We start from the raw sequence: 11,420 nt of genomic DNA, 5'->3' as shown, positions 1-11,420 counted from the left end.
GCGCGCGACAATCGGTAATTCACCTGCGCGGCGCGTCAGCCGCCGTTCAGTCCGGCACCGGAACAATATCCGACCGATCCAAGTTAGATCGGCACGATAGGGAAAGGGACGTGAGATGAAGATGTCGTCGAAGCTGTTGGCCGCCGCCGCCACGCTGTCGCTGGTGAGCGTATCGGCCTGCACCACCGACCCGGACACCGGCGAGCGCCGCATCTCGAAGACCGCGATCGGCGGCATCGGCGGCGCGCTGGGCGGCTATCTGCTCGGCGACCTGGTCGGCGGCCGTCAGGACCGGACGGAGAAAATCCTTGGCGCGGGCATCGGCGGCATCGCCGGCGCCGCGGTCGGATCGTACATGGACAAGCAGGAGCGCGAGATGCGCGCGCGCACCGCGGGCACCGACGTGCAGGTGGTGCGGCAGGGCGATGACCTGCTGCTCAACATCCCGTCGGGCATCAACTTCGCGTACAATTCGGCCAACGTCGAACCGCAGTTCCGCGCGACGCTGGACCGCGTCGCGGGCGTGCTGAGCGAATATAACCAGAGCTATATCGACGTGTACGGCCACACCGATTCGACCGGCAGCGACGCGTACAACCAGACGCTGTCCGAACGCCGCGCCGCGTCGGTGGCGGATTATCTGTCGAGCCATGGCGTCCAGGCGGCGCGGATCGCGACGCGCGGCTTCGGCGAGACGCAGCCGATCGCCTCGAACGAAACCGAGGAAGGTCGCGCGGCCAACCGCCGGGTGGAGATCAAGATCGTGCCGGTGTCGCAGAACGACCTGCCGCCGCGGCGCTACTGACCCGTACCGCACGGCGGCGGCGGTGGCGCGTGCTACCGCCGCCGTTGTGCGAAGAAATCGCGGAGCAGCGCCCCGCCCTGCTGCGCGCCGATGCCGGAGAAAATCTCCGGCCGGTGGTGGCAGGTGGGCTGCGCGAAGACGCGCGGGCCATGTTCGACCGCCCCGCCCTTGGGATCGTCCGCGCCGTAATAAAGCCGCGCGATGCGGGCATGGGCGATCGCCCCGGCGCACATCGCGCACGGCTCCAGCGTGACCCACAGGTCGCAGTCGGTCAGGCGATCGGCGCCCAGGACGCGCGCGGCCTCGCGAATCGCCAGCATCTCGGCATGGGCGGTGGGATCGTGCAGCGCGCGCGGGGCATTGCCGGCGACCGCGATGATGCGGCCGTCCAGCACCACCGCCGCGCCCACGGGCACCTCACCCGCCGCGCCGGCATCGCGCGCGGCATCCAGCGCGGCGCGCATCGGGGCGGGGAGCGGAAACATGCCCCCGCCTAACCCGCAGGGGGCAGCACCGCCAGCGGTCAGTTCTTCTCGCCGGGCTTCTGCACCTCGACCGCGGGCACCTCGACGGTCTTCTTCTCGGTGCCGACGGTCACCTTGGCGACGTCGGCGTTGAACTTGGGCGCTTGCCCGCCCTCGAGTCGCGGCAGCTGCGCGGTCTGCGTCTGGTCGAACCGGACGAACCCCAGCATCATCGCAGCCAGCAACACCAGCGCGGCGACACCCACCAGTACCAGAAGCGTGCGCATGTGATATTCCTCCCGTCAGGCTTGATTCGCTGCCGCAACAACGCCGCCGCCAGGCCGGGGTTGCACCATCCCGCGCTTGACGTTGGGCGGATCGCGCGGTAGTGGCGCCGACTTTCCGGGCAACCGAATTCAGGATCACACACATGTCGCGCATCTGCGAGCTGACCGGCAAGGGCCGGCAGGTGGGTAACAACGTTTCCCACGCCAACAACAAGACCAAGCGCACGTTCCTGCCGAACCTGCAGAACGTCACGCTGCTGTCCGACACGCTGGAGCGGTCGATCAAGCTGCGCGTGTCGACGCACGGCCTGCGCTCGGTCGAGCACAACGGCGGCCTCGACAACTGGCTGGTCAAGACCTCCGACGAGAAGCTGTCGCTGAAGGCCCGCCGCCTGAAGCGCGACGTCGTGAAGAAGCGCGCCGCCGCCACCGCGGCGTAACACACGCCCGCCCGTTCGCGATCCGACGCGGCCCGCCAGCACATCGGTGCCGGCGGGCCGCTTCGCATGTCCGGCGGTCATTCGATCAGCCGGAACTTCGCGAGGATCGTGCGGCGGTAGAAGGCGACGTCATTGTCGGTGACGAGCCAGATCATCGTTGCGCCATGTTCGCGCGTGACCGCCGCGCCCTCGACATTCTCGCCGCCCATCTCCGGCCCCAGCGTCGCGATGATCCGGCCGCGCAGCACCCCGCCCGCACGCAGCTGCGCCGCGGGGACGCGCACCAGCACCGCACCGAATCGCAGCGGAAAGCGCCAGCGGCGGTTGACGACGATCAGGTCGCCGTCGGGCAGCAGCGCCGCGTCGCTGGGCACCGATCCGGCAGGCGGGCGATAGCGCAAGGTCGCGACGCGCGTGCCCGGCGCCGCCGGATCGCCGGCGAACAGCAGCGCCTCATGCCCCCGCTCGCGCCGGCCGCGCCCCTCGCGGATTACCAGGAAGCGACCGCCCGGCAGCCTCACCAGCGATTCGGCGCCGGTATTGTCGGGCCAGCGCGCCATCGCGGGCGGCGCGTGATGCGCCTCGACCGTCAGATCGGGGGTATAGCGCCAGATCGCATTGGCGCGCTCGTAACCGATCCACATCCGCCCGGTCGCGGGATCGACCGCCAGCGACTCGCTGTCGCGATCGGTGCGCAGCCAGCCCTCCGCCGGTCCATCGCGCAGGGTCCGCGCGCCCAGCGTCGCGATTCGCCCACCCGCGATCCGCAGCCACACCATATTGCCGCCGTCGCCAAGCAGCAGCGCGCGCCCGTCGCGTAGAGCCAGCGCGGAAAAGCCGCCGAACGCCGGATCGTCGGCGGACAGCGACAGCGCCCCCACCGGCACCAGATCGCCCACCCGCGCCGGCCAGCCGCCGGGTGGGATGTAGCGGGCCGCGCGCACCGTCACGTCGTCGCGAATCATCGGACGGCGCGGCTCGCCGCTCCACGGCGGAACCAGCGCCAGCACGGCGATGAAGGCGATCGGCCAGCGCATCACCGGGGCTGTAGCGCGCCGGGCGCGGCAGGAAAGGATGAACCGCGGATAACGGACGCATTCAGGGTCGGCTCAATGCGACTCGGCCATAACCGCTTCATCGACCGGGAGGCCCGCCGACCGGAACAGGAAAACGGGAGAACGACCATGTTCAAGAATCTCGCCCTTGCCGGTGCCGCGCTTGCGATGGGCGCCGCCGCCGTTGCGCCGACCGCTGCCGATGCGCAGCGCTATTACGGCGACCGCTACCAGCGGGGCTATTACGATCAGCGCGACTATCGCAGCTACGATCGTCGCGGCTACGACCGTCGTTACAATTACAACCGCCGCTGCTCGAACGGCACGACCGGTACCATCGTCGGCGCGATCGCCGGCGGCCTGCTGGGCCGCGCGATCGACACCCGCGGCGACCGGACACTCGGCACGGTGCTGGGCGGCGTCGGCGGCGCGGTGGCGGGCAACGCCGTCGAGAAGTCGAACAATCCGCGTTACTGCCGCTGACGCCCGCGGGCGGCGGGGCATCCCCCGCCGCCACGCGACGTCGCCGTGACGCACCCCCGACAGTTCAGTTTCCTCGCGTAGCGTATCGAGGACGCAGGCCCGGTACCGGAAGGTGCCGGGCCTGTTGTACGTTGGGCGGATGGGACGCGAATGTTGTCAATGTTGAGACGCTCGCGGTCCTTTCGCTTTCGGCGCCGGGAAACATGGAACCGCATCCAAGAGGTATCGCAGGACGTGCCGGTGTAGGACAGGCGCGATCAGCGGCGTTCGAGCAGCAGTGTCTGGATCGCGCGGCCGAAGTAGCCGCGACGGTCGGCCAGCCGGGTCATCGCCAGCGCGATGCCGTCGCCGCCCGGCCAGGTTTCCGCATCGGAGAAGATCCACTCCCCCTCCGGCGCGCGCGCCAGGCTGACCGTCAGGTCGGCGTTCAGGAACGTCCAGTCCGCGAAGGGCAGAACCGGGGCGATGCCGTTGGAGAAATCGGCGACCGTCATCGCGCGTTCCAGCGGGGCGAGCGCGCGCCCCGCGACCAGCGCGCGGTGCTGGCGGAACCACATCCGCCCCGGCCCCAGTTCGCCGAACCCGCCGCGCACGCGGCGCATCTCGAAATTGCTGGCGAAGCCCACCGCGCCGCCGATCCCCAGACCGCCCGGCGCGACGTCGTCGGGCAGCACGTCGGGCAACGGCGGGCGCGCGGCGTCGGGCACGTCGGTGTCGGCGGTGCGCAGCCGCAGGACGGTGGCGCGCGTCACCTCGGTTCCCTCCGCCAGCAATCGCACCTGCACCAGTTGCAGCTTGCGCCCCTCGCGCAGGATTTCGACCTCGGTATCGAGGTGCGCGACCGGGACGGGGCGCAGCAATTCCACGGTAACGCGCGCGATCCGCATCGGGGCCAGCGTCGGCACGCCTTCCGCGACATGCGCGACCAGGGCGCTGGGCGCCCCGCCGTGCTGCATCTGCGGGTGCCACGGGCCGGCGGCATGGGTGGTCGCGCGATAGCCCGTGCCGTCAGGTTGGAAGATCGCGTCGTCGTTCATGACCGTCTCCGCTTTCGGGCCACGACGCGGCGAAGCCGCGTCGTCGGACGGGTTCGGCATGGCCGACCCGCCGGCCGTGACGGGCGCTGCGGGGCGGCTTTGCCGCCGCGCATCGGCCCCGCGCGGCGCAGCGCGCGGGCCTGCGCCCGTCAGTACATATGCTGCCCGCCGTTGATGCTGAGCGTCGATCCGGTGACGAAGCCGGCTTCCTCCGAACACAGGAAGGCGACGCCGCGCGCGATCTCCTGCGCCTGGCCCAGCCGGCCGACGGGGATCTTGGCGACGATCTTCTCCAGCACTTCCGGCGGCACGGCGGCGACCATGTCGGTGTCGATATAGCCCGGCGCGATCGCATTGACGGTGACGCCCAGCTTCGCGCCTTCCTGCGACAGCGCCTTGGTGAAGCCGTGGATGCCGCTTTTCGCGGCGGCGTAATTGACCTGGCCGTACTGGCCGGCCTGGCCGTTGATCGACCCGATGTTGACGATGCGGCCCCATTTGCGCTCGCGCATCCCCGGGAACACCGCCTTGGCCATGTTGAAGCAACCGCCAAGGTTGGTGTCCATGACCTCCTTCCACATCTGGTAGGTCATCTTCAGGATGGTACCGTCGCGGGTGATGCCGGCGTTGTTGACCAGCACGTCCACCGGCCCCAGTTCGGCGGCGACGCGCGCCGCGCCGTCCTGGCACGCATCATAATCGCCGACGTCCCACTTATAGGCGGCGATGCCGGTCCGCTGGGTGAAATCGCGCGCGCGCTCGTCATTGCCGGCATAATTGGCGGCGACGGTCATCCCGGCATCGCGCAGTGCGACACTGATCGCCTCACCGATGCCGCGCGTTCCTCCGGTCACGATCGCTACACGCGTCATTCGGCTACTCCCTCTCCTGAATGCGATCAGGCTAGAGGGGCGCGCGCCACCCTTCAAGCTCCCGCGCCAGGATCGTTCGTAACATATCAATGCCGGTCGGCGTGTCGTTGAGGCACGGCAGATAGGCGAAATGCGTGCCGCCCGCCGCGACGAAGCTTTCGCGGCCGCGGATCGCCAGTTCCTCCAGCGTCTCCAGGCAATCGGCGGAGAAACCCGGCGCGACGATCGCGACCTTGCGCACCCCCTGCGCCGGCAGTGCCTCCAGCGTGGCGTCGGTCGCCGGTTCCAGCCACTTCGCGCGTCCGAAGCGCGACTGGAACGCCACCGTCAGCGGACGTCCGAGCCGCTCGCCCAGCAGCCGCGCGGTCTTGCGGCAATGGCAGTGATAGGGGTCGCCCAGTTCCAGCGTGCGCTGCGGCATGCCGTGGAAGCTGGCGAGGATCGTATCGGGTTCGAAATCGAGCGCGGCGACCCCGGCGGCGACGCTGGTCGCCAGCGCCTCGATATAAGCCGGATCGTCGTGATACGGCGGCAGCGTGCGGATCGCGGGTTGCCAGCGCATCGCCGCCAGCGCGGCGAACGCCTTGTCATTGGCGGTCGCGGTGGTCGCCGCGCAATATTGCGGGTAGAGCGGCGCCAGCAGGATGCGCTCGCACCCCGCCTCCTTCAACGCGCGCAGCCGGTCGCCGATCGCGGGATTGCCGTAGCGCATCGCCCAGTCGACGGTCACGTCCGCACCGAACGCCTCCTTCAGCGCCAGCGCCTGCGCGCGCGTGACGGCGGCGAGCGGCGAGCCGGCCTCGCTCCACACCTGCGCATAGGCGTGGGCGGATTTCTTCGGCCGGGTGTTGAGGATGATGCCGCGCAGGATCGGCTGCCACGCCAGCTGCGGGATTTCCACGACGCGGCGGTCCGACAGGAATTCGGCGAGATAGCGTTTGACCGAACGCGCATCGGGCGCGTCGGGGGTGCCCAGGTTGATGAGGAGGACGCCGATGCGCGGGCGCGCGACGGGGGGATGGCCGGCGGGGATCATGGGGCACTCCTGACGGGCAGCCGGCGGCGCCGCTCTCCGGTGGCGGCGCGCAGGGCATTGGCGATGGCGGGGGCGACTGCGGGCACGCCCAGGTCGCTCACCCCACCGGGATCGCCCGACGAGGCGATCAGTTCCACGGTGATCTCCGGCGCGGTGGCGAGGATGGGCAGCGCCAGGTCGCCGTACATCCGCCGCGTCGCCAGCCCGTCGCGATACGATGCGGCGGTACCGGTCGCCAGCGCGGTGCCGAACACCAGCCCGCCCTCGATCTGCTGGCGCACGACATCGGGGTTGATCGCACGCCCGGCATCGACCGCGGCGACCAGCCGGTCGACGACGATGCGGGCGCCCTCCTCGACATGCGCCTCCGCCAGCACCGCGATCGCGCTGCCGGCCATGACATGGCAGGCGATCCCCTGCCCGCTGCCGTCGACGCCGCCGCCCCAGCCGCCCAGCGCCGAGGCGGTGGTCAGGCAACGCGCCAGCCGCGGGTCGCCGCCCAGCATCCCGATGCGATAGGACATCGGCTCGCTACCCGCGGCGCGCGCCAGTTCGTCGATGAAACATTCGGTGAAGAAGGCGGTGTACCCGTCCGCCCCGCCGCGCAGATGCCCGGTCGGCAGGTCGGTCGCCACGGGGTAGTGGTCGACCGCAAAGGCGGGCAGGCGATAGGGCGGGATCGCGCCCGACATGGCGTAAAGGTCCGCGCCTGCCGGCAGCAGCCCGGACAGGCGGCGCAGCGTGCTGCCGGGCATCAGCCGCGCGGCCAGCTCGCGCCCGGTCGACGCGACCGCGATCTGCGCGTGCCAGCCCAGGATCGCGCCATTGGCGGCCAGCCGCGCGCGCATCCGCGCCTTGGCCGGCGCGCGGACGCGATCGTTCAGCAACGCTTCCCCGCGCGACCACATCAGCTGCACCGGGCGGCGCAGCTTATGCGCGAGCACCGCCGCCTGCGCCGCGACATCGACCTCCAGCGCGGCGCCGAACGATCCGCCGGCCTGCATCGCGTGCAACACCACCTTGTCCGCCGACACGCCGATCGCCGCGGCCGCGGCGTCGCGCGCCAGCGACGGCGCCTGTGTCGCGATCCACAGTTCCAGCCGGCCGTTGAGCCATTGCGCGGTGGCGGCCGGGGTTTCCACCGCGGCGTGGAGCGCGGGGGCAACGGTATATTCGGCCTCTACCAGCTTCGCGTCGCGGAACACCGCGTCGACATCGCCCACGCCCGCCAGCCGGTGCCCGTCGCCCGCCAGCGCCGCATCCAGCGCGCGCGCGATCGCGGCGTCATCGGGCAGCGCGCCGTCGGTGGCGAAGCGCGGCGCCAGCGCGTCGAGCGCGCGGTTCGCCGCCCACCAGGTAACGCCCGCCGCCGCGACCCAATGATCGGTCTCGACGATCCCCGCCACGCCCGCCACGCGTTCCGCCGCGGCGCGGTTCACCGACAGCAGCCGGGAATGCGGGCGCGGCCCCTGACGGATGCTGGCGAACACCATGTCGGGCAGGCGGATGTCGGCGACGAAATTGGCCGATCCGTCGGTCTTCGCCGGCGCGTCGAGCCGCGGCAGCGGCTGGCCCGACAGCCGCCCTTCCTCACCGATGCGCAGCGGCAGTTCGTCGGGCAGCGTCTCCTTCGCGGCGGCCTCCGCCAGCTCGCCGAAGCGCAGCTTGCGCGCGCCGTTCACCACGAAGCCGCCGGCGGTGTCGCATTCCTCCCAATCGGCGTCCCAGCGCCGCGACGCCGCCTTGCACAACAGCACGCGCGCCGCCGCGCCGGCCTGCCGCATCGGCTCCTCGAAGCGGCGCACGCTGGTCGAGGCGGCGGTCAGCATCAGCGCGTCGCGCGTCCACACCTCGTCGCGCACTGCAGGAGGCACAGGCGACAGCGCGGTGCCGAACAGCGCGTCGGCGGCCAGCGGATTGGCGTAAAGCGGGCTGATCGGCGCGGCCTCCACCCCGACGGCGCGCCAGTCGGCGCCCAGTTCGTCGGCGACGATCTGCGCCAGAACCGACCAGGCGCCCTGCCCGTGCTCGGTCTGCGGCACCGCGACGATCACCTGCCCGTCGCGCCCGATCTTCAGATAGGCGCCGAACACCGTCTCCCCCGGCGCGGCGGGCAGCGCGGGCAGATAGGCGCGCGGCCACACCGCCCAGCCGACCAGCAACCCCGCACCGACGCCGCCGGAAACAAGCAGGGAGCGTCGGGTCAGTGCGGCCATGCGCTATCGCGTAGCGGGCGCACGAGCGGCGGGGAAGGCGGAAAACCCGATCGGAACGATCGCGGTTACACCGACTCCGCGCCGACGCGCTCGCGATAGGTCTTGCGCAGCGTGACCTTGTCGATCTTCTCGGTGCCCAGCCGCGGCAGCGGATCGGGAGCGATCCAGATGCGGCTGGGCACCTTGAACGCGGCGATATGCTGCGACAGGAACGCGGTCAGATCCTCCGCCTCGACCGCGCCGGGGCTGGCGAGATGGACGACCGCGCCGGGCACCTCGCCATAGCGTTCGTCGGGCAGACCGAACACCGCCGCCTCGGCCACCTCCGGATGTTCGTACAGTGCGGCCTCGACCTCCTGGCAGCTGATATTCTCGCCGCCGCGAATGATGATGTCCTTTTTGCGATCGACGATGAACAGATAGCCCGCCTCATCCAGATACCCGAGGTCGCCGGTGCGGAAATAGCCGTCCGCGGTGAAGGCCGCGGCGGTCGCGTCGGGACGGCCCCAATATTCCTGGAAGCACGCGACCGAGCGGATGCACACCTCGCCCGACTGCCCCTGCGGCACCGGGCGACCGTCATCGTCGAGGATCGCCAGATCGACCAGCGGCGGCGAGGCGCGGCCCGCCGAATTGGGCTTGGCCAGGTAATTGCCGCGCCAGTTGCCGGTGCCGACGCCGTTGGTTTCGGTCAGGCCGTAGCCGATCAGCGGCGCCCCCTCCATCTCGGCGTCGATCCGCTTGACGTGCTCGACCGGGCGCGGCGCGCCGCCCGCGGCGATGTCAGTGACGGTCGACAGGTCGTAGTTCGCGCGATTGGGATGCGTCAGCATCTCGAAGCTCATCAACGGCACGCCGACGAAATAGGTCACCTTCTCCTTCTCGATCAGGCGCATCGCCTCCTCGGCATCCCATTTGGGCATCAGTACCAGCTTGCGCCCGATCGCCATGCTCTGCAGGAACACCGGCACCTCGGCGGTGACGTGGAACAGCGGCACGTTGAGCAGCGTCGCGGGCTGGAGCGTGCTGGTCACGCCGTCCTGAGTCGACAGCCCCAGCATCATCAGCGCCGACGCCAGATAGTTGAAGATGCCCTGCACCACCTGGAAATGCGTCGACAGCGCGCCCTTGCTCTGCCCGGTCGAGCCGGAGGTGAACAGGATCGTGGCGTGATCCGCTCCGTCGATCGCGGGCAGGTCACCGCCCTTCGCGCGGGCGAACACCGGGTCGAGCGCCACCTGGAGCGGCTGGAGATCGTCGAACGTCTCCACCGCGACATCCCCCAGCCCTGGGATCGCCGCCAGCCGGCGCGCGCGCGGCGGATCGGCGAACACCAACGTCACGCCGACGTCGCGGATCGCGGCCTCGAACTCCTCGGACTGCCACCAGCCGTTGAGCAGGGTCGCCACCCCGCCGGCCATCAAGATCCCCATGTACAGCACGATCCACGACGGCGAGTTGCGCGCCGCGATGCCGATCCGCTGCCCCTTCGTCACGCCATAGCCGTCGACCAGCGCATGGGCGACGCGGGTGGCGGCGTCATACACCTGGCCGAAGGTCAGCCGTTCGTCCCCGGCGACAAGGAATTCGGTGTCGCGATGCTGCGCGCAGAAATGCGCGAAATATCCGGTCAGCGTCGGCGGTGCGGCGGCGATATACGGCAACGTCCGTCCGAACCGCTCCACCTGCCCCAGCGCCAACTGACCGCCCTCGCCCGTCAGTGCCGCCATCATGGCGTCCATCCGCTGGTCCAGTTCGGTGCGCATCGCTCTCTCCGCTTGGGTTTGTTCTCCGGTCCCATTATGGAGGCCGCGATCAGAAGGGGAAAGCCTTGATCCTGCCCATGCTCGCCGCCGCGGCCTCCGCCGCCGGTCCCATCCGTTTCGCCGATCTCGGCCTGCACCCCGACGTGTTCACGATCGGCTTCTTCACGCTGCGTTGGTACAGCCTGGCCTATATCGCCGGGATCGTCGTCGGCTGGTGGTATCTGCTGAAGCTGCTGGCTCAGCCGGGCGCGCCGATGGCGCGGCGCCATGCCGACGACCTGGTGTTCTACGCCACATTGGGGATCATCCTGGGCGGGCGGATCGGCTATGTCGTCTTCTACGCACCCGAAATGCTGCTGCGCCCGCTGTCGATCCTGCGCCTGTGGGACGGCGGCATGTCGTTCCACGGCGGGGTCATCGGCACGTCGCTGGGCATCATCTGGTTCGCGCGCAAGAACGGCCTCCACTGGCTGCGCATCCACGATTACGTCGCCTGCGTGGTGCCGTTCGGGCTGTTCTTCGGCCGGCTCGCCAATTTCGTGAACGGCGAATTGTGGGGCAAGCCCGCGACGGTGCCGTGGGCGATCGTGTTCGAGAATACCGTCCCCTACGGCATCCCCGAGCCGGCGCGCCACCCCAGCCAGCTGTACGAGGCGGGGCTGGAGGGCATCGCGCTGTTCGCACTGCTGTGGTTCTTCTTCTGGCGCACCAACGCGCGTTTCCAGCCGGGGCGGCTGACCGGTATCTTCCTGATCGGCTACGGCATCGCGCGCTTCACGGTCGAATTCTTCCGCGAGCCGGACCGCCAGCTGGTGGAATTCGCGCGCGTCACCGGGCTGCACATGGGCCAGTGGCTGTGCGTGCCGATGATCCTGGGCGGCGTCTATCTGGTCGTTACGTCGCGGGCGCGGCGCGTGCGGGTGGAGGCGACCGGCGGGCTGGACGCGGTGGCGTGAACG

General features: G+C 70.3%; 12 protein-coding genes. 4 read left to right on the top strand and 8 right to left on the bottom strand.

Annotation, left to right across the window (positions count from 1 at the left end):
• Positions 1-115: 115 nt before the first annotated feature.
• Positions 116-805, top strand: a complete 690-nt coding sequence (locus tag COA17_RS02610) for a YiaD family glycine zipper/OmpA-like lipoprotein (RefSeq protein ID WP_066489929.1) — start codon at positions 116-118, stop codon at positions 803-805.
• A gap of 32 nt (positions 806-837) precedes the next feature.
• Here the strand turns inward: COA17_RS02610 and COA17_RS02605 are convergent, their stop codons facing one another.
• Both COA17_RS02605 and COA17_RS02600 read right to left on the bottom strand, forming a co-directional pair.
• Positions 838-1,269, bottom strand: coding sequence for a nucleoside deaminase (locus tag COA17_RS02605; RefSeq protein WP_066489926.1), 432 nt, complete (start codon positions 1,267-1,269; stop codon positions 838-840).
• A 59-nt stretch (positions 1,270-1,328) separates the two neighbouring features.
• The gene (locus tag COA17_RS02600) at positions 1,329-1,556 is read right to left on the bottom strand and encodes a hypothetical protein (RefSeq protein WP_066489925.1); all 228 of its coding nucleotides are present in this window, start codon (positions 1,554-1,556) and stop codon (positions 1,329-1,331) included.
• Positions 1,557-1,699: 143 nt separating this feature from the next.
• Here COA17_RS02600 and rpmB point away from each other — a divergent pair, with 143 nt between their 5' ends.
• The gene (gene rpmB, locus COA17_RS02595) at positions 1,700-1,996 is read left to right on the top strand and encodes a 50S ribosomal protein L28 (protein ID WP_066489923.1); all 297 of its coding nucleotides are present in this window, start codon (positions 1,700-1,702) and stop codon (positions 1,994-1,996) included.
• A gap of 77 nt (positions 1,997-2,073) precedes the next feature.
• Here rpmB and COA17_RS02590 read toward each other — a convergent pair whose 3' ends face one another.
• A complete protein-coding gene (locus COA17_RS02590; protein ID WP_096609981.1) occupies positions 2,074-3,033 on the bottom strand; it encodes an esterase-like activity of phytase family protein in 960 nt (319 codons plus the stop codon).
• 147 nt (positions 3,034-3,180) lie between these two features.
• Between COA17_RS02590 and COA17_RS02585 the strand changes: the two genes are divergently transcribed.
• Positions 3,181-3,534, top strand: coding sequence for a glycine zipper 2TM domain-containing protein (locus COA17_RS02585; protein ID WP_070321861.1), 354 nt, complete (start codon positions 3,181-3,183; stop codon positions 3,532-3,534).
• 257 nt (positions 3,535-3,791) lie between these two features.
• Here the strand turns inward: COA17_RS02585 and COA17_RS02580 are convergent, their stop codons facing one another.
• The 5 genes from COA17_RS02580 to COA17_RS02560 all read right to left on the bottom strand — a co-directional run bounded on the left by COA17_RS02580 (position 3,792) and on the right by COA17_RS02560 (position 10,461).
• Positions 3,792-4,571 carry a thioesterase family protein gene (locus COA17_RS02580; RefSeq protein WP_066485138.1) on the bottom strand — a complete coding sequence of 260 codons (780 nt, stop codon included), beginning with the start codon at positions 4,569-4,571 and terminating at the stop codon, positions 3,792-3,794.
• Between the two features lie 149 nt (positions 4,572-4,720).
• A complete protein-coding gene (gene phbB / locus COA17_RS02575; RefSeq protein WP_066485136.1) occupies positions 4,721-5,443 on the bottom strand; it encodes an acetoacetyl-CoA reductase in 723 nt (240 codons plus the stop codon).
• Positions 5,444-5,474: 31 nt separating this feature from the next.
• Positions 5,475-6,479, bottom strand: coding sequence for a ferrochelatase (hemH, locus tag COA17_RS02570; protein WP_066485135.1), 1,005 nt, complete (start codon positions 6,477-6,479; stop codon positions 5,475-5,477).
• Entirely contained in the window at positions 6,476-8,695 is a 2,220-nt protein-coding gene (locus COA17_RS02565; RefSeq protein WP_096609979.1) for a xanthine dehydrogenase family protein molybdopterin-binding subunit, read from the bottom strand. Before COA17_RS02565 ends, hemH begins: the two co-directional genes overlap by 4 nt.
• A 65-nt stretch (positions 8,696-8,760) precedes the next feature.
• A complete protein-coding gene (locus COA17_RS02560; protein WP_176484773.1) occupies positions 8,761-10,461 on the bottom strand; it encodes a class I adenylate-forming enzyme family protein in 1,701 nt (566 codons plus the stop codon).
• A gap of 65 nt (positions 10,462-10,526) precedes the next feature.
• Here COA17_RS02560 and lgt point away from each other — a divergent pair, with 65 nt between their 5' ends.
• Positions 10,527-11,417 carry a prolipoprotein diacylglyceryl transferase gene (lgt, locus tag COA17_RS02555; RefSeq protein WP_096609977.1) on the top strand — a complete coding sequence of 297 codons (891 nt, stop codon included), beginning with the start codon at positions 10,527-10,529 and terminating at the stop codon, positions 11,415-11,417.
• Positions 11,418-11,420: the final 3 nt, after the last annotated feature.

The sequence above is a fragment of the Sphingomonas ginsenosidimutans genome (assembly GCF_002374835.1).
In the GTDB taxonomy this organism is placed as follows: Bacteria; Pseudomonadota; Alphaproteobacteria; order Sphingomonadales; family Sphingomonadaceae; genus Sphingomonas; species Sphingomonas ginsenosidimutans.
Note: the sequence above shows the minus strand (reverse complement) of the source record. Positions and strands in the feature narration are given on the sequence as shown.